General features: G+C 59.7%; 13 protein-coding genes and 9 pseudogenes. 16 read left to right on the top strand and 6 right to left on the bottom strand.

Translation table 11 applies throughout. The annotated features are described in order from the left end of the window. Window positions 1-127: 127 nt before the first annotated feature. Together LRP30_RS32185 and LRP30_RS32190 are read right to left on the bottom strand one after the other, a co-directional pair. Window positions 128-1,648 (bottom strand): porin, encoded by a 1,521-nt coding sequence (locus LRP30_RS32185; RefSeq protein ID WP_249757394.1) that lies wholly within the window; start codon window positions 1,646-1,648, stop codon window positions 128-130. Window positions 1,649-2,310: 662 nt separating this feature from the next. Further along, window positions 2,311-2,820: a M20/M25/M40 family metallo-hydrolase gene (locus tag LRP30_RS32190; RefSeq protein WP_249757395.1), complete on the bottom strand. Its 510-nt coding sequence runs from the start codon at window positions 2,818-2,820 to the stop codon at window positions 2,311-2,313. Between the two features lie 68 nt (window positions 2,821-2,888). Here LRP30_RS32190 and LRP30_RS32195 point away from each other — a divergent pair, with 68 nt between their 5' ends. The 3 genes and pseudogenes from LRP30_RS32195 to LRP30_RS32205 form a co-directional block, all read left to right on the top strand. Continuing rightward, window positions 2,889-3,026: a hypothetical protein gene (locus LRP30_RS32195; protein ID WP_249757396.1), complete on the top strand. Its 138-nt coding sequence runs from the start codon at window positions 2,889-2,891 to the stop codon at window positions 3,024-3,026. Between the two features lie 354 nt (window positions 3,027-3,380). Beyond that, window positions 3,381-4,424 (top strand): annotated as a pseudogene (locus tag LRP30_RS32200) (IS110 family transposase). 286 nt (window positions 4,425-4,710) lie between these two features. Further along, window positions 4,711-5,166 (top strand): annotated as a pseudogene (locus LRP30_RS32205) (IS5/IS1182 family transposase); the annotation flags it as partial. A 70-nt stretch (window positions 5,167-5,236) separates the two neighbouring features. Here LRP30_RS32205 and LRP30_RS32210 read toward each other — a convergent pair. Both LRP30_RS32210 and LRP30_RS32215 read right to left on the bottom strand, forming a co-directional pair. After that, on the bottom strand, window positions 5,237-5,923 hold the full coding sequence (locus LRP30_RS32210) for an aconitase family protein (RefSeq protein ID WP_249757397.1): 687 nt from the start codon (window positions 5,921-5,923) through the stop codon (window positions 5,237-5,239). 54 nt (window positions 5,924-5,977) lie between these two features. Beyond that, window positions 5,978-6,277 (bottom strand): hypothetical protein, encoded by a 300-nt coding sequence (locus LRP30_RS32215; RefSeq protein ID WP_249757398.1) that lies wholly within the window; start codon window positions 6,275-6,277, stop codon window positions 5,978-5,980. A 468-nt stretch (window positions 6,278-6,745) separates the two neighbouring features. Here LRP30_RS32215 and LRP30_RS32220 point away from each other — a divergent pair. The 3 genes and pseudogenes from LRP30_RS32220 to LRP30_RS32230 form a co-directional block, all read left to right on the top strand. Then, a pseudogene (locus LRP30_RS32220) lies at window positions 6,746-8,009 on the top strand (IS256 family transposase). A 342-nt stretch (window positions 8,010-8,351) separates the two neighbouring features. Continuing rightward, a complete protein-coding gene (locus LRP30_RS32225) occupies window positions 8,352-9,458 on the top strand; it encodes an IS701 family transposase (RefSeq protein ID WP_249757399.1) in 1,107 nt (368 codons plus the stop codon). A 751-nt stretch (window positions 9,459-10,209) separates the two neighbouring features. Beyond that, a pseudogene (locus tag LRP30_RS32230) lies at window positions 10,210-10,650 on the top strand (transposase); the annotation flags it as partial. Window positions 10,651-10,981: 331 nt separating this feature from the next. Here LRP30_RS32230 and LRP30_RS32235 read toward each other — a convergent pair. Then, window positions 10,982-11,296, bottom strand: coding sequence for a hypothetical protein (locus LRP30_RS32235; RefSeq protein WP_249761990.1), 315 nt, complete (start codon window positions 11,294-11,296; stop codon window positions 10,982-10,984). A 30-nt stretch (window positions 11,297-11,326) separates the two neighbouring features. Between LRP30_RS32235 and LRP30_RS32240 the strand changes: the two are divergent. The 9 genes and pseudogenes from LRP30_RS32240 to LRP30_RS32275 all read left to right on the top strand — a co-directional run. Further along, window positions 11,327-11,443, top strand: a pseudogene (locus LRP30_RS32240) (transposase); the annotation flags it as partial. Next, window positions 11,443-11,700 (top strand): hypothetical protein, encoded by a 258-nt coding sequence (locus LRP30_RS32245; protein WP_249757400.1) that lies wholly within the window; start codon window positions 11,443-11,445, stop codon window positions 11,698-11,700. The pseudogene LRP30_RS32240 and the gene LRP30_RS32245, both read left to right, overlap by 1 nt. Window positions 11,701-11,733: 33 nt before the next feature. Then, window positions 11,734-12,856 (top strand): annotated as a pseudogene (locus LRP30_RS32250) (thiamine pyrophosphate-dependent enzyme); the annotation flags it as partial. A gap of 182 nt (window positions 12,857-13,038) precedes the next feature. Further along, a pseudogene (locus LRP30_RS32255) lies at window positions 13,039-13,305 on the top strand (carboxymuconolactone decarboxylase family protein); the annotation flags it as partial. Between the two features lie 595 nt (window positions 13,306-13,900). Next, window positions 13,901-14,779 carry an SDR family oxidoreductase gene (locus tag LRP30_RS32260; protein WP_249757401.1) on the top strand — a complete coding sequence of 293 codons (879 nt, stop codon included), beginning with the start codon at window positions 13,901-13,903 and terminating at the stop codon, window positions 14,777-14,779. 321 nt (window positions 14,780-15,100) lie between these two features. After that, window positions 15,101-15,910, top strand: a complete 810-nt coding sequence (locus LRP30_RS32265) for a glucose 1-dehydrogenase (RefSeq protein WP_249757402.1) — start codon at window positions 15,101-15,103, stop codon at window positions 15,908-15,910. A 639-nt stretch (window positions 15,911-16,549) separates the two neighbouring features. Then, window positions 16,550-16,672 carry a hypothetical protein gene (locus tag LRP30_RS45080; RefSeq protein WP_256477669.1) on the top strand — a complete coding sequence of 41 codons (123 nt, stop codon included), beginning with the start codon at window positions 16,550-16,552 and terminating at the stop codon, window positions 16,670-16,672. Then, window positions 16,655-17,233, top strand: a pseudogene (locus LRP30_RS32270) (IS3 family transposase); the annotation flags it as partial. The gene LRP30_RS45080 and the pseudogene LRP30_RS32270, both read left to right, overlap by 18 nt. Window positions 17,234-17,855: 622 nt before the next feature. Further along, entirely contained in the window at window positions 17,856-18,989 is a 1,134-nt protein-coding gene (locus LRP30_RS32275) for a Xaa-Pro peptidase family protein (RefSeq protein WP_249757403.1), read from the top strand. A gap of 764 nt (window positions 18,990-19,753) precedes the next feature. Here LRP30_RS32275 and LRP30_RS32280 read toward each other — a convergent pair. Next, window positions 19,754-19,989, bottom strand: a pseudogene (locus LRP30_RS32280) (integrase core domain-containing protein); the annotation flags it as partial. 1,813 nt (window positions 19,990-21,802) lie between these two features. Here LRP30_RS32280 and LRP30_RS32285 point away from each other — a divergent pair. After that, window positions 21,803-22,987, top strand: coding sequence for a M20 family metallopeptidase (locus tag LRP30_RS32285; RefSeq protein WP_249757404.1), 1,185 nt, complete (start codon window positions 21,803-21,805; stop codon window positions 22,985-22,987). Window positions 22,988-23,137 lie beyond the last annotated feature (150 nt).

The following is a 23,137-nucleotide window of genomic DNA, read 5'->3' on the forward strand; positions in this document are numbered from 1 at the left end:
GGCTTCGTCCGAACAACAAGCTCCGCTCAAGTCAAAAGGCCTCCGGCGGGCATGCCAGAGGCCTTCCTTGGAGGCTAGCTTTACATCTATGAAGTCGCGTTTTCTCCTTCGTTAGTTTGAATAGACTTTAGAAGTTGCGCTGAGCGCGGAGCAGCAGCACGAGGCTGTTCTGGTCCTTCAGCTCGTAGGCAGCAGGAGGCTTTGCGACCCCCGATTGCAGTGGGAGGGTCACAGTGCTTCCGCTTGCATATTTTTGATCGAGCATCATATACGCGAGTTCGCCCGTGAAGGTCAGGTTTCTGACCGGAGTCCAGGACGTCTTCGTGCCGACAACCGCGTAGTTGAAGTCGGGATTGCAACCGGCAAGACCGCTCGAGAGAGCGACAGTTGCGACGACCGCGCCGCAGATGTAGCCCTTGGCCGTGTTGTTATAGCGGACGGCAGCCCACGCGCCGAAGATCGACGTGTTCCAGTATGGATCCCAATTGTGGGTATAGCCGCCGTTGAATCCGTAGGTGGTGGTCAGCTCCTGTCCAGCGCCCGTGACGAACACTGAGTCCGACACACCACCAAACCCGAGACTTTGATAAGCACCGGCGAGGCCGGTACCGCCGTACATAGCGTAGGTTGCGGGCAGATAGTCGTGGAAGTTGTACGCGCTCGCGCCGTTCGTATATACGCCGGTCAGATTGATCGTGTCACCCGCACCGGTCGGGATATTTTTGATCGACAAGGCCAACTGTCCAGCCCAGCCCCATTTGTCTCCTGGATGGCTGGTGACTTCGGACGCGCCATAGTAGGCCGCATGGTTGTCGTGCGCGGCGAACGACGCTTGGAAGAGTCCCCAAGCTTGGTCAACACGGACCCTCGCCACGAGGTCTGGCGCTCGCGAACCGCCGATATCGTTGGCACCATACGAACCGGTCGCAATTCCTGCTGCGGTCGCGCCACTCACGTTCCAGAGGTTGGTCGTGTAGTTTGCGACCTCATCTTGGGCAGAGAAAGAAGCCGTGATGCCCTGACCAAAATCCGCGGTATAGGTGACCTGATTTACAGGGTCCCATCCGGCGCTTCCCGGCAACTCGATATTGTTTGCGGGATATTCTGCCCAGGGGGTTCTAAACTGGGACTCCGCCTTACCAAAGGTGAACCCGGCGAATTGGATGAAGGCGTAGTAGACACCAAGCGCTCCACCGGCGACCGCAGAACCGACCGAGGACGTGTAGGCCGTCGCGCCATTTACAGCGGTCGTCCCTGCACCACTATAAGTGCCGCTGGTCCAAGTGAACGCGAGCTCGGCGAACGTCCGGACCACGCCGTATTCGGTCGCAGTGCGCGTATCAATTTGCAAATCTTGACGGGCCCGGGTCGTGTAGTAATTGCTCAACCGGTTCTGGGCACCAGCCACACCTCCGGTGGCAGCGCTAAAGTCAGAGCTTGTGGCTAGCAGAGTATCGGCGCGCAGATAACCACCCAGCTTGATGCATGTGTCGGTGCCAGGGATATAGTAGAATCCAGCTCCATACAGCGAGCAGATCTTCACGTATTCGATCGCTTTGGCCTTAACGGGCAGATCGGCTCCCTGCGCTCCGCCTGCAGCAATCAGTCCCGCCGCCGAACCGAGCAAAAGGCTCTTCACCATCTTCATAAAAGTCCTCCAAATTGTCTAGCCTGTAAGGTACCGACTGCTGAAGAGCCGATCACCTTCGCCTCCGCCCGCAAACATTCTCGACCTGCAGGGCCATCGTCGAACATCAACCAGTAGCTTGTACCAGTAGACGTCGCGGTGCGGATTATCCCGCCGCTCGCCCACTTACGTTGACAGATTGCGCCTCCTATCGGCGCAAAAACTCCGTACGTAACGGACAAATCCATACGGCCGCTCTGCAGTAGTGTTGTTGCGACCTCAGATCCGTACGTTTCGTACGATGTCGCAACCGCATCTGTACAGCGCGCGACCGAGTTCACGCTGGCGGGCAGCGCGTAGCATAGACACTTGAAAACGAGTGAAGCTCTTCACGATGGTGCATACTGCCCGTGAAGAGGTCTTGGACAATCGACTTCAGGTAGCCGCAGGAACACGGGCCGATGGTCAAACCGCGCAATCCGCTTTTTCGTCGTAACTTAAGCGGACCGCCTCTACCCCGCGTCATCGAACGCACTGGTCGTGGCCGCCGGCTTCAAAGCCACCACACGCCGCAGAATGAGAACAAACTCCCCACTCGGGCCGCTATAACGTTTAATGTAGCCAACGAGGCAGGCAGTCCTTCGGTCCCGGAAAGCCGGGGCACGATTACTGCTCGACAGCTCTCAGGACCTCAAGAGATCGAGGATGTACCCAACCGCAAGCTCCGTGGTCGGAATGAGAAGGTCATCGGACACGCCGAAGGTCGGCGTATGCAGATGTGAATCGTTGCCGGGAGCTCGGCTGCCGAACCAAAAATAGATGGATGGCACGCATGCCGAGTAGAATCCGAAGTCGTCGCTGCCGTCTCCGCGCTGCTTCTCGTCGCTGAAGGCTTCGTGCCCGACGGCCGCGTGCACGAGTTGACGGAAACGATTTACCATTTCGGGATCGTTCATCACCGGCGGCTCACCGGCGCGGATGATCAATCCACCTTGACCGCGGTGCATTGAGGCAGCGCCTTGCGCAATTTCGCGCACGCGCTGGATGAGTAACGCCCGACGGACAGGGCTGCGGGTCCTGATCGTGCCCTCCATGACGACCGACGGGCAGATTATGTTTGCCGCTTCGCCCTCACGGATGACACCAACGGTGACAACAGCACCGTCGTCGCCTGGCACTTCGCGCGAAACCACCTTCTGGACCTCGTTGACGAAGGTAGCTGCGATAGCGATCGCGTCGACCCCTTAAACGGCGCCGCGCCATGCGCCATCTTGCCCGCAATGGTGAGCTTGAACCCATCAGCGGACTTAGTCACCGCGCCTTCGCGCGCGCCGAAGGTGCCGGCCGGAAGATCCGGAGCGACGTGAAGGCCAACCGTCCGGTCGAAGCCATCCAATAGCTTCTCTTGTTCCCGTACGCCCACCAAGCGGCTCGGCCTCGTGGGATTCGCGCCCACACCGTTGATCTTGACGGTGGGGATGCCCAGCGCGGCCGCAACAGCCAAACATTCTCACCTTTGACGCGCCGCCTCGAGCTGCGACAAAGCCTTTAGATGATCCCACCCAGATTGTCGCGCTATACGGGCTTCGCAGATCCGCTCGCAACAGCAGCGTCAGCGTGGCTGGAAGCTTTATTCCTTCCACGCCCCGGAGGTGGAGTGCATCGGCAAGGGCAAGGCAGCCGCGCCTTACGCATGAACCACGCCCGCTCTCAGCGGCAACATAGAACCCCGGCAAGAGAAGGAGCGCGTACCATGTCCCATACGAACATTGTCACGATCGGCATCGATCTAGGCAAGAACACATTCCATGTGGTGGGGTTCGATGCCACGGGTGCAATCATCCTACGCAAGAAGCGATCGAGAAATCAGCTTGAGCAGTCGCTGGCTAATGTTCAGCCCTGCCTGATCGGAATGGAGGCCTGTGCAGGAGCACACCACCTCGGTCGCAAGCTCGAGAAATTAGGCCATCAAGTACGGCTCTTGCCGGCACAGTATGTGTAGCCATACCTCAAGGGCCACAAAAATGACTTCCGTGATGCCGAAGCCATCGCAGAGGCGGCGCAACGCCCGACCATGCGCTTCGTCTCGTTGAAATCGGCCGAGCAACTTGACTTGCAGGCGCTGCACAGAGTTCGCAGTCGATTGGTGACGCAGAGAACCGCGGTCATCAATCAAATCCGAGGTTTTTTGCTTGAGCGAGGGCTGGCAGTTCGGAAGGGAGCGGCAGCACTCCGATTGGCACTTCCACAGATTCTCTCGATGCTCTCGGATAACCTGTCGCCTCGAGTGGTTCGGCTCATTCAGGACTTGGCCGAGGACTGGCGCTTTCTCGAACGGCGAGTCGCATCGATCACAAAGGAAATTGACGAACTCGCTGATCAAGACGCACACTGTCGCCGCCTGATGAATGCGCCGGGTGTCGGACCAATCATCTCAAGTGCGATGATCGCCACGATCGGAACTGGTGATGCCTTCCATAAGGGTCGCGACTTTGCGGCATGGCTTGGCCTCGTACCGAAATAAATCTCGACTCGCGATCGAACCATTTTCGGCCGCATATCGAGGCGTGGCAACCGGTACCTGCGAACGCTGTTCATTCAAGGGGCCAGAGCCGTACTTCTAAGGCGACAGAGTTGGCCCAGGCATGGCTTCGGAGCCTGGTTGGAAGCAGCATCCAAGCGGCTCCACTCGAATGTACTGGTTGTCGCCCTGGCCGCAAAACTCGCGCGCCTGGTCTGGAGCATGCTCGCAAAGGGCCGTGATTACGACGCCAACTTCATAGGCCACACCGAGTAAGACACGGCCGGGAAGGAAGAAGATCCACGACCCAACCGGAAGGGCTCAATATCCCGCCGAGGTTTGCGAGACGGAAAGGACGAATGGAGAAACGGTTGCACCGACACTCTGAAGCCTGGTTCGACGCCATGGCCCTTCTTGAGGCCGGCGAGTTATTGAGGACAGAAGTGGGCGGATATCCATAATGGCTCGAGGCGAGAGCCTCAAATCGAAGCCGGATAGATTGGCGCAGACCGCTACATCCCCTTGTCGATTCCTCTTGCAACGCGGGCGTGGTCCATAGATCGGTGTCAAAGCCTCCATCGTCACCAACAACCGCCGTGCTCCCGGTGGCCTGTTCGTGCTGCACGCCAGGGCGCTACCCGATAACCCATATGACGGTCACACTCACCGGCTGCGCGATCGAGCGGGCCTACGTCGACAAGGGATACCGCGGCCACGACGCACAAAATCCCGCCGCATCTTCATCTCCGGCCAGAAGCGCGGCGTCTTTGGGGTCATCAAGCGCGAGCTGCGCCGCCGCTCCGCCATCGAACCCATCATCGGACACCTGAAGACCGATGGTCACCTCGGCCGCTGCTACCTCAAAGGCCGCGCTGGCGATGCGGCCAACGTCATCCTCTCGGCCGTCGGCCACAACTTCCGCCGCCTCCTCGCCTGGCTGAGAGCTTTTTGGCGCCTGATCCTGACCACCCTCCTCGCAGCCACGAGCGACCGCTCACCGCTGAAATCGAGTTCTTAACGGACGACAACCTACCTGGCATCCCGGCCGTGGTCACCGCCTCGAAGGGTTCCCTTGCTCTGGGCTTCAACTAGTCGAGAAGCTTCTGGTCCGGCTCGAACACCGAGGTCAGGTAGTCGATGTGGTTCGAGCCGTTCGCCACGCCCATGCGCACGTCAAACTGCAACCCCGGCCCACCAAACTTGATCACACGGTTGTCAGCCCGACCCTGAGGGTCTTGAAGCAAGCGGAAGTAGATCTCCTTTCCGAGAATCCCTTTGGGTATCTCTCCCGTCAGATTGATCCGGACGGATTCCGGCACGACTATCCACATCTCACCTGTCGCCAATGCCGGCCACGTCGAGAAGATTCCTGTCATGGCGAAGCAATTCAGCGTCCCCATCGTTGACCCAGCCAGATAGAACGAGCCCGGCAGAACCCACCCCTCCTCGGTCGGTACCTGGTGCGACAGGCCATGCCTACCGACGTCGTAGACGTTCTCGCTGGGTACACCTAGCTTGTGTGCAAACTCCCTCGATTGCTCCACATCGCCCCACCATTTCAAGACCGCCCCCGTCGATCGAGCGGTGAAATGATCGAACGAGAAGACTACCCGCTCTGGATCCCATGCCTTGAGATTGTTCTCGATCAGCCAATCGTCACGAAATCCGTCGCTGATCGAGATGACATCAATCTTTGCCGTCACCACATCGCCGACCGAGACCGCGTCTTTTCCGGAAGCTCTTGCGAGAAGCTTCTCAGTCATCGTCATGGACATGCCTTAGGAGCCTCCCCCGGTGGCGGTGCGTACCTCCTGACTGTGGCGCACATGCTATGCTGGGACGATGTCGTGGTAATAGGCGTTTTCCTCGACGGTTGCCCTCAAGATGACTCCCGAAACTTTTGCGATCGCGACCGAGAAGTGCGAGGGAAGATCGTTCCGCCCGTTGTAGACTATTTCGTCAATCGGTGAGCCCTCCATAAGGTGCCCGCAAACCGTCTGCGAGGAGCTCGACACCGTGATATGAACGTGGAAGTAGGGATCCCCGTGTCCCACGAAGCCTCCGGCACCGAAGCCAGTGGCGCCGCCCCGTAAGTGCACCGGCTCCGGTTTCAGCGCCTTGTCGGGCACCCACCCCATCCCGATGATGCCGTGCGCTTACCTCAAGCGGCCCCTGGATGTCGACGTAGTCAATGCCCCGCGCGCCTTTTACCGGCTCATGCGGATATCGCATCACCTTGACCCTTTGCATCGAGCCGGTCGCATCCAGAAGGATTCCGGTCTTGACATCCTTCTGTTCGCAGATGTCCCAGAGGGCTTGAAGAAGGTCCTCACCCGGCTCAAGTCGCGCGTAGATGATCTCATCGATCTTCCCGCTGTACATTTTTCGACTTTTCTTCCAGTCCTTTGGAAGCATTTGATTTATCTCCTGTCATCAAGGAAAGAGGCGTGAAGGCCTCATCCGTTAAGGCCGCCGAATGTGAAGCTCTGCGAGTAAATCAGAGCTATGCGGGAAAGTGGGGGATGACGGACTGAGATAGGCGGCGTATCGAGGCGGGTGTCGAGCCTGCCAGAACCTCTCAAGGAGAGCGATACGCCATGAACGAGACTAGCAACATTGTGCCGCTTCGTCAGCCCGACGAGATCGATGATCCACTGACCAATGTCCTGCGCGCCGGTGCGCGGCAGCTTCTGGCACAGGCTGTCGAGGTGGAAGTCGAGACCTTTCTTGCCACGGTGAAGGATTTGAAGCTTGCCGACGGACGCGCCCGTGTCGCGCGGCATGGTTGCGGCCCGGCGCGAATGATCCAGACCGGCATCGGCCCGGTCGAGGTGGCGCGGGCGAAGGTTCGCGACCGCGGGGCGTCCAGCGAGGGCGAGCGGATCCGGTTCAGCTCGGCGATCCTGTCGTTGTGGGCACGGCGGACCAGAAGTCTGGATGCGCCGTTGCCGGTGCTGTACCTGCGCGGCATCTCGACCGGCGATTTCCAGGAGGCGCTGACGGCCTTGCTGGGCAAGGACGCGCCGAACCTGTCGCCCGCGGTGATTTCCCGGCTGACGGCGGAGTGGCAAGGCGAGTACGAGCGCTGGCAGAGGCGCGATCTGTCGGCGCGCCGATACGTGTACGTGTGGGCCGATGGCGTCTTCCTGCAGGCCCGCATGGAAGACCACGGCGAGTGCATGCTGGTGCTGATCGGCGCGACGCCGGAAGGCAAGAAGGAACTGATCGGCTTTTAGGTCGGCGTGCGGGAGAGCGCGCAGAGCTGGCGCGAGCTCCTGATCGACGTCAAGCAGCGCGGGTTGCAGATCGCGCCGGAAATTGCCGTCGGCGACGGCGCGCTCGGCTTCTGGAAGGCGCTCGACGAGGTCTTTCCCGGCACGCGGCACCAGCGATGCTGGGTACACAAGACCGTGAATGTCCTGGACAAGGTCCCGCTCTCGGTGCAGGCCACCATGAAGAAGGATTTGCGCGAGGTCTATTGGGCGCCGAACCGGGCGTCCGCCGAAGCGGCGATCGGCGTCTTTGCCGAGAAATACCGCGCCAAATACGGTCGCGCGGTCGAATGTCTGAAGGATCGCGATGCGCTGCTGGCCTTCTACGACTTTCCTGCCGAGCATTGGGATCACCTGCGCACCAGCAATCCCATCGAGAGCGTGTTCGCCACCGTGCGGCACCGGACGGTGCGCACCAAGGGTTCGTTGTCGCCGACCACCCAAGCTGATGGTGTTCAAGCTCGTCATCGCCGCATCGAAGACCTGGCGGCGGCTCAAAGGCACAAATCAGTTGCCGAAGGTTATCGCGGGTGTCAGATTCAACGACGGCATCGAGGTCATCCAAGTGCCGACAAACCACGCCGTCTGATCACCTCGTCACCCAAAATCCCGCATAGCTTAGCGCGTGCTCCAGGCACGATGAGTCCAACTGGTTTTTCCGGCCCGCTGCATCAGAGGCCGGACAGATGGCAGCATCCGACCACGAGCCGAACCCTCTGAAAAACCGCTTGCATCTCGCGGGACGTCCACAGATGAGGCCACGTTCCACTAGCATTACAGTTGCATGTTGTTGAAGGTTTCTGACTCCATGTGCGATCATGATTCGGGATCTGATGATTGGTGGCGGGTAGTTTAAAGATACGCTGACGCTGTTGGCTTCGTCGTTGCGAGATGGCAAGCAACGCATCCGTCCGCTTTTACGCAGGAGCGGGTGGCGGCCGCGGCGGGGCAGTTTCTCGACGGACGGTTGGGCAACGAGCTGCGCAAAACGGGTTGGATACGGGCGGAAGCGGCCGGCGATCCAGGCCCGTGGCGCCAGCAGGTGATCCTGGGCCGGGGGCAGTGGGATGCCGACGCGCTGCGCGACATTGTGCGTGAGTATGCGCTGAAAACGCTTGATGATGAGGACGCGGTCCCGGCTATCGATGAGACCGGCTTTTTGAAACAGGGCAAGGCCTCGTGCGAGGCCGCACGCCAGTACACTGGCTCGGCGGGCAAGATTACCTATTGCCAGATCGGAGTGTTCGGCTGCTATGTGTCGCGGCATGACCATGCCTTCATCGACCGGGCGCTCTACCTGCCAAAGGAATGGACGGACGACCCCGCTCGCCTGAAGGCAGCGCATGTACCGAGCGATGTGGGCTTTGCGACGAAGCCCAAGATCGCGCGTCAAAATGATCACTCGCGCGATCGTCGCAAAGGTGCCGTTCTCGTTCGTGGCGGCGGACAGCGTGTATGGCACCGGAGAGATCAAAACTCTGCTGCGCAAGGCGGCCAAGGCCAAAGGTTATGTTCCGGGTGTTGCTCCCAATCATGTGTTCCGGTCCTGGGGCAAACAGCAGCCGGCACCGCCGCCACGATCGCGCAAAACCTTCCCAACAAGGCCTGGCGCCGCCTGTCGTCCGGCGGAGGGACCAAAGGTCCGCCCTGGCACGACTGGGCCTATCTCGAATTGGCCGATCTCGAAGACAGTGAATACAACTACGAGCTTGCCGGGAATGAACGCGGGGTCTTCTGGTCCGCCGCAATATCGCCGACGGCAGCTTGGCCTTCTTTCTCCACCTGGTGCCCCAAGGGTACGTCCATCCAGAAGCTGGTGTCGGTGGAAGGCCATCGCTGGGCCATCGAGACAGTTTCGAAACTGCTAAGAACGAGCTCGGCCTTGATCACAACGAAACCCGCTCCTGGCATGGCTGGCATCGCCATGTCTCACTCGTCATGCTTGCCTTCGCCAAGTGGCCGTCATCCGTCATCGGGCCAACATCGGCCATCGCTCAAAAAACCGCGACCGCGGCCTCGACCGAAGCTTCGCCTTTGATCCGCTGGTCGATCCACGAAATCCGGCGCATCGCCATGAAGGTAACCCAGCGGCGCACCCCGCACGCCCACATCCTCACATGATCGTCCTGGCGCAGGGCTCATCAGGCCCAACGCGCGGTAAAGCCCATCTCAAGAGAAAACTGCAACTGTAATGCTAGCCGCATCTTGTAGTTGCCGTACAGTCCCAAAACCGAGCTGGCGTTTAGGATCACACCGCGGCCCGTTCGACTATGGGAGCGCTCACAGCCTGCGCGCAAAGACGAGCCAGCCCTGCACCTCGGCACCCGCTTCGCGGCACTGCCGCGCAGTTTCATCCACGCCGGCGTGGGGCAGATCTCAGACGGCGACGATCGCAGCGCGGTCGCAAGGCCGATGCCTTGCGCACCGCCGGTGACGACGCAGATTTTGTCTTTCAGGCGAGGCGATGTCATTTAATGGAGGTGATCTGCTATAGCTGTGGTCCCGCTTGTGCGCCGGTAATCACCACGACCTTGTCCTTCATTTCCTTTAGCGCTTCGTTGCTGCCAATTTCCGCGCTGCCTCTTGGTTTATCTCATGCTCGATACGATCCTGTGTATCCCCTGCTAGATAAAACGTGCCTGGCAGCGCTTTCCTCCGCCGATACTAGGTTGCGAGATAGGCCATGCTCTGAGAACGTTCTCTCTCGGTACACCCAGAGCAGGTTCCCAGAGCAGGCTATTGAAAAAAGACGCTCGCAGTTTTCCGGCGATCATGATTCATTGGCTCCTATGAGGCGACAATCGAAGGGCGAGCTGTTTAGCTACGTTGACCTGGAGGCGCGGGTGCGGCGTAATCATCCGCTGCGGGCGATCCAGACAATCGTGAACGGGGCCCTGGCGGTGCTGGGGCGCGAGTTTGCCGCGCTCTATCCGCCGATTGGGCGACCATCGATCCCGCCAGAGATGCTGCTGCATGCGATGCTGTTGCAGGCGTTTTATTCGATCCGCTCCGAGCGGCTTCTGATGGAGCGGTTGGAATACGGCCTGCTGTTCCGCTGGTTCGTCGGAATCGGCGTCGACGACGCAGCCTGGGATCATTCGGTGTTCTCGAAGAACCGCGACCGGCTGCTGGAAGGCGACATCGCGGCCAAGTTCCTAACGGCGGTGCTGGCGCAGCCCAAGCTGAAGAAGCTTCTATCGAGCGATCACTTCTCGGTCCATGGCACGCTCGTAGGCTTTTGTCGGCGCACGGTTGGAAAATGGGCTAGGCGCCTTCCGGACAGAACAAATCTCGATCGCTACTTTTCTGGTTAGCGCGAGGAGTTTGCCGGAAACCGCCACCGTCCGCGTGCTACGCGGGTGGCTGTTGCGGATGGTGGTGCAAAGGATCGCCGATCCTCGCATCCTACGTCTTATCATGCTATGACTACGAGCGCTCTTCGTTTGGCCAAACAAGACGTCATCACGCCCCGCCACGTCTTCCTGTCAGTGGCGCCTCGCTCGGTCGGGGAGTTGTCGATCTCGATGCGGCCCCCTCGGCAAAGCAAGTCAGTGCAGTCCATCAACTGGGCGAGTACAGGATCGTCTTTGCCAACGCCAACATTAGTGAGACCACCGAGAGAGTCTCCTGCAGCCATTGCCACAGCGCTGCAAGCTTTGGTGCGGCGTGCAGCTGCCAGATTCGACATGGCTCATCGAGTGAGTTGCTGCGGATCGCCTGTTCGATCGCATTTAACTCGCTGATGGATAGGAGCCCCTTGACCTCTGGCGAGTTCGTCGCGGTCGGCACCGCAGCGAGCACAGCGCGCCAATGCTGGCCGAGATTGAAGGCTTGCAGCTGGCCCAATGCGGGGCAAGGCGCTGCAGTACCTGTCATCGCAGGTTGCAAGCTCACGCGCTACACCCAGGACGGCGCGGCCTGGACCACAATAGCGCCGAGAACGCAATCCGAGCGTTCTGCGTCGTGCGGAGCAACTGGCTTTTCGCCGGGACCGTGGCCGGGGCCAATGCGAGCGCGAACTTGTGACGCTGCGATCGACCTGCCAGATCAAGGCAATCAATGGCTATCGCATATTTAAGGGTCTTGCTGATGGCGTTGCCCAAAGGGAGATCAAGGCTGAGATGGCCGTGCAGGCGCGGGAGTTCGAGGCTCAGCTCGACGATGGCATCAAGAAATCTTTCGCGCGGAGCTGGGGACCTCGATTTCAGCGCAAAGCAACGCCCAGACCGACATCGCGCTGCGGGCGGCAGGCGTCGCCGCGTGCCATGCACTACGGTTGACGGCCAGGACGTGAGCGCCGTCTAGCTCGCGATCCTGGCGCGCGTAACCTCTCGACCGGGGCCGCCTATGCTCACCTCGGCGCAATGCCGATGGTCATGATCACTGGACAAACGGCGATCATGAGCGGTCGAGAGGGCGTTTTCAGCTTGTGGATGTGATCGCGTCCATGAACCACTTACGAAGCTGTCGCGACAGATCGCAAGCGCGGCAACTATTCCTACACTGGTTTGAGCGGGCTTCGTGCACCGTACCGGCATTCCGTTTTTCACGACACAGATGGGAAAGGGCTCGGTGCCCGGGGGAACAAGTCTGTACATAGGGACGACTGCCCTCTCCGAGAGCGACTATGTTCATGAAGCGATCAATCAGGCGGATTTGATCACTCGCAATCGGGCATGATACCGTGGAGAAGCCGCCGTTCATCATGGGGCCGAAGGGCGCTCACGTGATACATGTGAGCTATACGCCAGCGACAGTGCAGCAGCCCGCATGCGGAGATCGTCGGCGACGTGGGACCCAGTCTCGAGCTGCTTGCCGACCGTATCGAAGGAAAGCTCCCGAATGCAAAGACGCTGCTGTCGCTAAGTCAGAGCATTCTGGATCGGGTTGCCGACTGGGCAACGGAAAGCCGTTGGCCTGTCACGCCGCAGCGGTTAGTTCACGACGTGCGCAAAGTGATGCCGGAGGACGGCATCGTTACGCTCGATAACGGCATGTACAAGATCTGGTAGGCGCGCAACTATAGTACTCATGTTACGAATATGCTGCTGCTCGACAATGCGCTTGCCACAATGGGCGGCGGGTTGCCGCCGGCAATGATGGCCGTCTCGGGTGATAGCGGTTTGCGGTGATGGCGGTTTTATGATGAACAGCCAGGAGCTAGAAATGATGGGGCCTACGGCATGACCCGCTGGAAGCAGGCCGTCCGCAACCTCTCCGATTTCGGCCTTACGTTCGGAAATCCGGATTTCGTCCGCTACGCCGAATCGTTTGGCGCGAAGGGCGCGTGCTTAAAGTCTGTCGATGCACTGGTACCGACGCTGCAGGGTGGCTTTCATGGAAGGCGGTGTCCACTTGGTGGACGTGCCGATCGACTATTCCGAGAACACCCGTGTCCTGGTCGAGGTGTTGTGCGACGGCCAACGGGTGGCCTAGTTCGTGTTTGGTGGCTCGAGTGCTGCAGCTTATCGAGGCGTTCGGTCGAAAGTCGTGGGCCGATGTACCGACCGTGCTGGCACGTTGAATTCAGCCGCTTCGTGTGCGCCGGCTACTCACGCCGCTCGTCATCAAGCTACAGTCGCCGCCACGGCGAGGCTTGAAACCAAGAGGAAACAACGATGCGCCTAAAACTGCTTTTGCGTGGCGAAATGAGCGACAACCAGCGGCAGACCTACGACGAGTCGATTGCTGGAAAACGCGGCAAGCCGCCGGCTCCGATGATGGCGTGGCTCAACAGCCCCGACATGGCCCGTCACGCGACGCGGCTCGGCGAAGTCCTGCGCTTCGATACTGTGTTTCCCGCTAAGCCCTCGGAGATCGCGATCCTGGTGACGGCGCGGCACTGGACCGCGCATTACGAGTGGTATGCGCATAACCGCGTCGCGTGATGGCGAAGTGAGGAGACTGCGACGAGATGGACGAGATACTGCTGGGCAAGCGCGACAGGCGCGGATTCTGGACACCTCACAAGCGCGCGGAGCCCGCGCCGATCTACTGTGGTCGCCCTAACCTTAGCAGGTTATTCTCTATTTCATCGGCGTTCCGGACTATTTCGCTCGGTGGAAGCCGGTGTATGCGGCGATCGCGATCGCCTCTGGTGACCCAGGAGGACAGCTTCACGACCGCTGCGGTATTCGATCTGTCGGGTGGCCGAGTGATGGCGTCTATCCCGTGGTCGAGCGCGCGGCCGGGCTGGCTAGGGCGAAAGATTGCCGCGGATTTCGCTCTCGCATCGGTGGCGCAGGCGCCGCAAATCACCAGCGCCATCATCGGTTCGGAAAGCGCTGTCCTCGCTGAAAGGCCAGATCATCGACGAAGACAGGCGGCGCATCGCCGAGGTCATCGCTCCCGGCGATCACGTATCGCCGTACTTCGAGTGGAAACACGGACGGGCGATGCTACAGTAAGGAGCTTGCCGGCGTGGATGAGCTGAGAGTTTGTGGGAAGACGAGGATTCAAGATAAGAAAGGGAGTGCTGACATGAAGGAAGTCGAGGGCAAGGTCGCGTTCGTGACTGGCGGGTCGAGCGGCATCGGCCTCGGCATCGTCGAGGCCTTTGCAGACGCGGGCATGAACATCGCTTTCGGTTATCGATCGTCCGCGCATCTAGACGACGCAATGAAAAGCCTCGATCGTTTCGGAGGCCGCATCCATCCCGTTCCGCTTGAAGTAGGTGACTCTGCGAGCGTTGAGATGGCCGCAGCCGAAACGGTTAGGCGTTTCGGCAAGGTCCACGTTCTGGTCAATAACGCGGGCGTGTGCGTAGTCAAGCCTCTCAGAGAAACGACGCAAGACGATTGGGATTGGCAGGTCAGGATAAACCTGACAGGCGTCTTCAATGGCATCCACGCCTTTCTTCCTCTGATCCGCGAGCATGGCGAGGGCGGCCACATCATTGCCACGTCGTCTGTCCTGGGTCTCGCGGCCGCTCGCAATCGCACGGGGTATTCAGCCACAAAGTTCGCCGTCGTCGGGCTCATGGAAGCGCTTGGTGCAGAGCTGATAGACACCGAAGTGGGCGTGTCGATCTATTGCCCCGGCAACGTGTGGTCACAAATCGAGGTTCGCAGTTCCATCTCCACAGATGCGCCAGGCACGCCTGTGACCACACCTCGCGAACTCCTCTACATGGAGCCGCTGGAGGCCGGGCGGCTGGTGCTTGAGGGCATGCGAAATAACGATCTTTACATCCTGACCCATCCCGAATTCGGATGGATGTTCAAGGAGCGCAACAACGCGATCGAAGCCTCGCACCCTCACCGTCTTCATGCGCCGCCGGAACGCAGCAAGCGGTCTACGATCGCATACCACAACCCTATCTATGCCCGCGACCTGAGCCGACGTTCTGCTTCCAAATGAACCAGTCAAACGCATGACCAAAGTGGCTCGGATGATTATAGAACAGAGCGGACCACTTTTATTGTCAGCGCTGAGCGTTGCCATCAGGCGAAGGCCCCACTTTTGACCATCGGACCCGAAGGGCATGGTGGTTCGACATCGCTGAAAAGCGGCTCATGAGGCTCACCTTGACGCTTATACAGCCTTATATTTCGCGAGTGACGAGCTTCACTTAATCATCGATGGTGCGTTCAGCATTGGGCGCAACTGGACCTGCCGGCAGAACCGTAATGCTCGCGTTCGGATAGCCACGGCGCGGCGATGAAACGAAGGAGATCGAGAATGCCAGGGCAAGTAGCAGGAAAAGTCGCGCTCGTCACGGGCGCCGCATCGGGCATCGGCCGCGCGATCGCGGAATTGCTCGCGCAGGAAGGCGCCTCGGTGATCGTCGCGGACCGCGAGGAGGGAAAGGGCAGGGAGGTGGTCGCGGCCATCACGCGCCGCAAGAGCCACGCGATCTTCATGCAGCAGGACGTGACAGACGAGTCGCGGTGGGAGCAGGTCATCAGGGAGATCGGCAGCCGGTACGGCCGGCTAGACACGCTCGTGGCGAGCGCCGGCATCGCGAAGGTCGCGCCGGTCGTAGACATGACGCTGGCGGATTGGCGGCTACAGAACTCGGTCAATCTCGACGGCGTATTCCTGGCGGTGAAGCATTCGCTTCCCCTCATGAGAGGGGGCGGAGGCGGCTCGATCGTGCTGATCTCCTCGACTTCGGGCCTGTATGGCACTGCGAACATGTCCGGCTATTGCGCGAGCAAGGGCGGCGTTCGCCTGTTCGCAAAAGCCGTGGCGCTCGAGTGTGCGCATGCCAACGACGGCGTGCGCGTGAACTCTGTGCACCCCGGCAGCACCGCCACACCGATGCTGGAGCAGCTCTTCGTGACTACACCCGAAAGTCAGGCTGAAGCGAGGGCGAGCGTTGAGGCCTATTCCCGTCGTGTGGTTCCCCTTGGACGCCCGGGCCTTCCCGAGGAAGTGGCCGCCGGCGTGCTCTTCCTTGCTTCGGATGCTTCGAGCTACCTTACCGGCGCGGAACTCGCGATCGATGGCGGGCGCACTGCCGGTCCGTTCAGCCGCCAGACCGGCTGACTCTACTGCGCACCCGATGATTCCGCCACGGTATCGAGGCGGCTGAAAAATTATTGGCCGTGTGCGGGCGGGTGCTCCGAGAATGCCAAAACGAACTTCGAGAAGATTCCGGAGTACGAAGCTCTGCGCGACAACATGCGCGACTTCTTCAGCTGCGAACTGCCGAAAAAGATTCGCGAGATGGGTCGGGCACGAAAGATTCCGCGCGAGTCGCGGAAGCGCCTCGCGAAACGGGATGGCCCAACCTGACCGTGCTGAAATGGACCCCGTTTTTGGACCATCAGTTAATTTGGAAGGGGATCGCTCCGTTTGTTAGATGGCGGGTGATGACGAGGAAGACGAGACGGAAGATTGATGTAGCGCTGAAGGCGAAGATCGCCTTGGAGGCGGTGCGAGAGCAACGACGGTCGCCGATTTGGCCCAGCATTACGAGATTCACTCGACTCAGATCTACGCCTGGAAGAAGCAGCTTCTGGAGCATGCAGCGCGCTGCCTTCGACGCCAATGTTGGCCTTGACGCGGAAAAGGCGGCGGAGAAAAAGGCCGGGGACCCCTCTACGCCAAGACCGGGCAATTGACGGCGGAGCAGGATTTTTTGGCAAAGCGGTCCGGAAGATGAGCGTTTCGGACCGTCGCGGAATGCTCGATCGCGCCGACAAGGGGCTGTCGATCCGCCGCCAATGTGAACTGGTCGGCGTTGCGCGCTCCGGCGTCTATCGCCTGCAAAACCCGGCCAACGACAACGATCTGGCGGTGATGTAGCGGAGCGACGAGCTATTCACGCTTGGCCATTTCTCGGCTCGCGGCGGATCACGGCGACGCTGAAGGCCGAGGGCGAGACGATCAACCGCAAGCGCGTGCAGCGGTTGATGCGCCAGATGGGCAGCGCGGCGCTGGGTCCGAAGCCGAGCACGAGCAAGCCGGCGCCGGGTCACAAGATCCATCCCTATCTGTTGCGCAATATGACGATCGACCGCCCGAACCAGGTGTGGGCGGCCGACATCACCTATTTGCCCATTGGCCGCGGCTTCCTCTATCTCGTCGCGATCATCGATTGGGCGAGCCGCGCCGTGCTGGCGTGGCGTCTATCCAATACGATGGACAGCTCGTTCTGCCTGACGGCGCCCGGCGACGCCCTGGCGCGACACGGCCGACCGGAGATTTTCAACACCGATCAAGGCTCGCAATTCACCAGCGCCGCCTTCACCGGCGCGCTCGCGGTAGCCGGGATCAAGATCTCCATGGATGGCCGCGGCCCCTGGAGAGACAAAGTGTTCATCGATCGGCTCCCTCAAGCATGAGCATCTCTACCTCAAGGGCTACGTCGATGGCCACCACGCCAAGGCGGGCATTATCGCACGCCGATGGCGGTCTGGCGAGAAGCAACCGCAGCCGCTGTGCAACGCTACCGCGTTGACCACACGCCCACAGCAACAGCAGACAACGTCGTTGGCGGCTTGATAGAAGCGAAATAGGAGCGGTCGGATTTCCAACTAACAAACCGACTCAAACGGTCCCGCTCCGCAGGTCCATTCCAGTGGCGACAGGCGGATTTGGGTTGATGTCCACGAGTGCATGCAACCATTCATTAGCTTCTCAAGTCTGGCGTCTCCATGCATCTGAGGGACTACTACGGGACCCCGATCTACTGGTTGGCCTAGGTCAATCGGACGCGCACCATGGTTTGCCGGAAGACGAAGAGGCGTGCACAAGGCGTCGAACGAAGAAAGACGCGCGAGGCTGATCGTAACTGACGCGATCTAATCCGCGAACTAAATCAAGGGGTCCGGGGCGACCAAGGACGCCTACTATCACGACCCCATGCTGGCATTGTCGGCCGGCTCGAATTGCAGGATTCAGGCTGCAAAGTGATCAAATTTGAAGGTGTTCAACCTGAGAGTAAAGGTAGTGTCACTGTCTTTCAATCGCTCACGAGATCAAGACGATGGCATTTCCTCCAGACGAATATCACAGGCGCCTGGCCAACACCCAGAGGGAGATGGAGAAGGCTGATATTCCCGTCCTTCTTCTGCATCAACCCGAAAGCATCATCTACCTGACCGGGTTCAACATCGGCACTGGCTTTTACTCCTACCACGCGCTGGCGGTGCCGCAAAAAGGGGTGCCGGTCCTGGTCGTTCGCGATGTCGAAATCCACGCGATCAAGAAAGACTCACCGATCAAGGAATGGGTCGCCTATCCGGACACATCCAATGTGATTGAGGTCGTGGCACCCGCGGTGAGGAAAGCGCTCGACAAGCTTGGGCTCTCGGGTGGCAAAGTGGGCGTGGACGAACACTCGTGGTTTCTTACGCCCGAGAGGTATGGATATCTCCGGGCCCAACTGCCTCACGCAAAGTTCGTTGCGGAGCCGCAGATCGTAGAGCAGTTGCGATTCATCAAGTCGCCGCTCGAAGTAGACTGCATCCGTGAAGCGGCCGCCATCGTCGAATCGGGCGTGCGCAAGGGCATCGAAAGCGTCGCCGCGGGCCGGACGGAGCGTGAGCTTGCTGCGATCTTGTTCCACGAAATCGTGAGCGCCGGAGGCGAACCGCCCTATTCCGCAGTGATTCTCTCCGGGGAGCGCGGTAACGAGGTCCACGGAACAATCACGGACCGCAAGCTCGTAAAAGGCGACCAACTCTATTTCGAGCCAAGCGCAATCCGAAACCAATATACGGCCCGTGTCATGCGCACCGCGATTGTCGGGCGCCCAAATGCGGACCAGATGAGGACGGCGGAAACGTTGATCCGAATCCTGGACGATGGATTCGCGATGATGAAGCCGGGCGCGATCGCGGCGGATGTCGACGGCGCGTTCCGCAGACCTGCTCTCCAGTCCGGCCTGAAGAAAACCTACACCAATAAGAGCGGCTATTCCCTCGGGCTGATCGTCCGCCCGAACATCACCGAGCAAGGAAGGGATTTTCTGCCGGACGCCACTTGGGCCCTGGAGCCGGGGATGGTCTTCCACATGCTCATGATGGCGAATGGCATCGGGTTCAGCGACACGGTGCTGGTCACGGAAAAAGGGCCCGAGCGGCTCACGAAGATGGAGCGCCGGCTGTTCTGGAACTGACAGAGATTCGCCGCGGCGGAGTACTGACCTGCTATCGGACCGCGTTTTCGTTGAAGGAGTCTTCCCGATGATCTCATCGAGAAGGCGCGCATCTGCTTACTCAACGGGCTGGCTTCGCACTGGCGTCCCTCACCCCCCCTACAAATTGGAGTGCACGGCAGACTTTAAGACGTCGAGAACGTGCATTTGTTCCCGAATGCACGCATCTGCACGTACGGCAAATCTTGATCGTGAACCTAAGTTCCAAGGAATGTTCTCGCCGTTGAGGAGCCCGCCTATTAGTTTCCACGGATCGCTCGATGCCGCTTCGGTTCGCACATGAAGATCTTGCGAAAGTCCGTGATCAGACCGGCGCGGCGGCGCTGCAACGCCGAGGCTGGCCTCACGGCGGCACCATCACCATGATCGGCATCGCCGCTGCCAATCGCCTAGTTACGTGCCGGTCCCGCAACGATCTCCAGATCGTTCTCTGCGCTTCAAAGCGACAGCACATAAGAGAGGAATCTCGGCCGTGATCAAAGATCGGCGGATTGATCTGCCCTGTACGGCTATCGTCGTCGTAGCCGACCACTAGCCCTCTCCAGTTGAAGAGGTAAATGCTCCAAACTACAAGCATATCGTGCAACGCATCTGCTGCTCGAGCCAGTCGCAACTAGCAGTACAGTTGCATGTTGTTGAAGGTTCTGAATCCATGGGCGACCATGATTCGGGATCTGATGATTGGTGGCGGGTAGGTTGAAGATACGTGACCCTGCCCCCAAGTTTTATCCAGTTCTAAGTTCGCGCCGGTCGTTGGATTTGCCCGGTTGGGCGGTGGAAGCGAGGGGAGCTGGCGCGGAGCCTTCGGCATAGCGCAGCGCCAGATCCCGGTGCCGATGACAGGTGAAGGCGAACTCCGACGGGGTTTTCCATCCGAGCTGCGAGTGTGGTCGTGCGTTGTTGTAATCGGCCGCCAGCATCCAAGCGTGACGTGGGCCTGGGCCAGCGACGTGAACAGCGTCCGGATGGGCTCACCATAAAGTGCCCAACCAGACACCCGTGACAGCAGCACTCGAGTTTCCGCGCTTCCCTTCAATGGCGTGCGGGGCGGTGTCTGATCCTGCCATCGCAAGTTCGGCCGCCACAAGGCCAGTGCGACCCGCAACACCAACTTGGTACCGCCACTCGTCTGTGCCGTCATCGAAGGTTTGTAGTATTCCGCCGCCGCTGAGGGAGGCAGCGTTACCAATCGCAGCCGCGATCTGCCGGCTGGCAAGCCCATCGCTCGAGCAGCCGCCGCCGCGGCTGCCACAGCACCGTATAGGGGTGATGACCGGAGCCCTCGGGGGGTGGTGAACTTCGCATAGGTGCCTTCGAGGAGTCCCCCCGTCTCATAGCCTCCTACCAACGCTGGAATGAAACGCTCCATAGGTAGTTGTCGGGCCTCAAAGAGCGCCGTGAGCACAGGAATGAGTATTGCACCCAGATGCGCTGCGCCGCAGGTATTTTCTTGTCCGCGGCCATGAAAGAGCGCAGCGTTCGCCAGGGCTGCACCTGGGATCGAAACTTTGACCCCATGAGCCAGGAGCGTCGCTCCGTGGATACTTTCACGTCCAGAGACAAGGCCACTGAACGAGCCACGCGCACGGAGACTGTGTTGTGGCAGGCAAGCCCGATGCCATACCCGTTTAGCAAGCAAGTCCGTGCCTTTTCGATGACTTCATCAGGAAGGCTCTTCAACGAAAACTCGGCTAAAGCCCTTCCAATATGGCCACTAAGTGACACGGACTACTCCATCAGTTCAGACTGGTTGATTGGCCTGCGAGCTCCTTGCGTAGCTCGCGATTTTGAAGTTTTCATTGTGGGGGGGCCGGGAGTCGCGGAAAAATATCTCTTTAGGCTCCGCGAGCGTCGTCGCGGGCGCGGGCGAGATCCGTTCGATATCCCACGCCGATGGAGGTCATGGATAGCACGCCGCGAAGGCTGTGGACATGATGAAGACTTGTGACGTCGATGGACAAAGAGGAGCCGACGTTCATCCTGAGTCAGTGTGATGCGCCTGCAGTGACAACACGAAGGCTCCGCAATTCTCGCAGCAAAGGCGAAGATTTTCGTCCTTGTGAAGCGCCACATTGCGGAAATTCAGGTGAGGAACCCGTAGTATTTCCGCAGAGCTTGAGTCTTCAAGCCAGGGAGGAGTTCACGCGTTCTATCTTAACCACCTTGGAGATCTATCGAATGCAAAAGAAAAGGAACATGGTCAGGGGGAAGATCGAGGAGATCATCTACGCACGACTTGAGCCCGGTGAAGACCTCCTTCGGGCCCTTTGGGACATCTGCAAACAAAACGTTGTCAAGACAGGAGTCCTTCTGAACACGACCGGCTCGATGCAAAAGGTTAGGATCATGCGGTAACCCCACGAGTCACGGAAGCTCGGCACGGAAGGATACAACCTTAATATTGACTACGTCGAGATCCCGGGTCCGCTAGAGGTGAGCGCGCACGGCATGATCGGGATGGGCTGGGTCCCGGACAAGTTGTTGACGCGGGCGCCGGTGTTACCCGAGGCGACCACACCAGCTTCAGTGCTGGAGGCTTCGAGGGACACCAAGACCCCTATTGCCACGTTCATATCACGGTGTCGAGTGCCTCGCAGACGGTCTGTGGGCACAGGCTATCAGCTTCCGGGATGAAGTCCGGCGCCAAGTTAGTAGAACGAGCTGAATCTATGCGCTCAGGAGCTAGAACTCGGGCGATTCTCTCGTCTATGGCGAGATAGGTTTTCGGTCGCATAGCGTTCGCTCGAATGGCGCTTATCAGGGTTCAAATCGAAATGACCACACACACCAACGGTTTCCTGTCGAATGCTGAGCGCGAGGCCGTGATTGAGTTGCGCCATGCCATGCATCGCGAGCCAGAGCTCTCGAATGCGGAATGGAAAGCCCAAGAGCGAATCCGCGGGATTTTGGAGCGCTTCGGCATCGATGACGTCAAGGTGTTCCACAACACCGGTCTGTATGTTGATATCGAAGGCACCGCCTCCGGCCCAAAGCGATCGGTCGCGGTTCGGGGTGACATCGATGCGCTGCCAATCCGGGAGATGCGTGAGGATCTGCCCTATCGCTCGCAGGTTGAAGGCGTGATGCATGCGTGCGGTCACGACATGCACGGCTCAATCGCGCTTGGGACCGCGCTTGCCTTCAATCGGATCCGGAAAAACTTTGCAGGCAAGGTGCGCGTATTCTTCCAGCCAGCGGAAGAGGCTGAGCCGCTTGGTGGGCGTACGGTAGAACAAGAGAAGCTGTTGGATGGCTTCGACCGGGCGGTTGGCTTTCACGTCGCTCCGGATCTTCCGGCCGGCACCTTCGGCGCGCGCGAAGGCGCGGTGACCAAGTCAGCTGATGGGTTCAAGCTCACCATTGCGGGCAAGATGGCGCATGGCGCGGCGCCGTTTAAGGGCGTCGACGCGATCGCTATCGCAGCTACCTTCGTCAACGAGGTCCAGAAGGTGGTTTCGCGCGAAATGCCAGGCGACGACGGTGCTGTTGTCACCGTTGGTGTCATCCGTGGGGGCGAAGCGGCAAACATAATCTGCCCGTCGGTCGTCATGGAGGGCACGATCAGGACCCGCAGCCCTGTCCGTCGGGCGTTACTCATCCAGCGCGTGCGCGAAATTGCGCAAGGCGCTGCCTCAATGCACCGCGGTCAAGCTGGATTGATCATCCGCGCCGGTGAGCCGCCGGTGATGAACGATCCCGAAATGGTAAATCGTTTCCGTCAACTCGTGCACGCGGCCGTCGGGCACGAAGCCTTCAGCGACGAGAAGCAGCGCGGAGACGGCAGCGACGACTTCGGATTCTACTCGGCATGCGTGCCATCCATCTATTTTTGGTTCGGCAGCCGAGCTCCCGGCAACGACTCACATCTGCATACGCCGACCTTCGGCGTGTCCGATGACCTTCTCATTCCGACCACGGAGCTTGCGGTTAGGTACATCCTCGATCTCTTGAGGTCCTGAGAGCTGTCCGAGCAGTAATCGGTGCCCCGGCTTTCCGGGACCGGCCAAGGACTGCCTGCTTCGTTGGCTACATTAGTTAGTCGTCCGTTAAGAGCGACCAAGTGACTGATGTGGGATCGTAATCTGGCAGTCCGGCTTTTTTGCGATTGC

This window comes from Bradyrhizobium sp. C-145 (genome assembly GCF_023375135.1).
GTDB classification, from domain to species: Bacteria; Pseudomonadota; Alphaproteobacteria; order Rhizobiales; family Xanthobacteraceae; genus Bradyrhizobium; species Bradyrhizobium zhanjiangense.

What these genes read in the sequence shown, in the direction of transcription:
- LRP30_RS32185 (WP_249757394.1), bottom strand. Translation starts at nt 1,648, where the DNA reads ATGAAGATGGTGAAGAGCCTTTTGCTCGGTTCGGCGGCGGGACTGATT.
- LRP30_RS32195 (WP_249757396.1), top strand. Translation starts at nt 2,889, where the DNA reads ATGCGCCATCTTGCCCGCAATGGTGAGCTTGAACCCATCAGCGGACTT.
- LRP30_RS32210 (WP_249757397.1), bottom strand. Translation starts at nt 5,923, where the DNA reads ATGTCCATGACGATGACTGAGAAGCTTCTCGCAAGAGCTTCCGGAAAA.
- LRP30_RS32235 (WP_249761990.1), bottom strand. Translation starts at nt 11,296, where the DNA reads ATGACAGGTACTGCAGCGCCTTGCCCCGCATTGGGCCAGCTGCAAGCC.
- LRP30_RS32260 (WP_249757401.1), top strand. Translation starts at nt 13,901, where the DNA reads ATGAAGGAAGTCGAGGGCAAGGTCGCGTTCGTGACTGGCGGGTCGAGC.
- LRP30_RS32265 (WP_249757402.1), top strand. Translation starts at nt 15,101, where the DNA reads ATGCCAGGGCAAGTAGCAGGAAAAGTCGCGCTCGTCACGGGCGCCGCA.
- LRP30_RS45080 (WP_256477669.1), top strand. Translation starts at nt 16,550, where the DNA reads ATGCTCGATCGCGCCGACAAGGGGCTGTCGATCCGCCGCCAATGTGAA.
- LRP30_RS32275 (WP_249757403.1), top strand. Translation starts at nt 17,856, where the DNA reads ATGGCATTTCCTCCAGACGAATATCACAGGCGCCTGGCCAACACCCAG.
- LRP30_RS32285 (WP_249757404.1), top strand. Translation starts at nt 21,803, where the DNA reads ATGACCACACACACCAACGGTTTCCTGTCGAATGCTGAGCGCGAGGCC.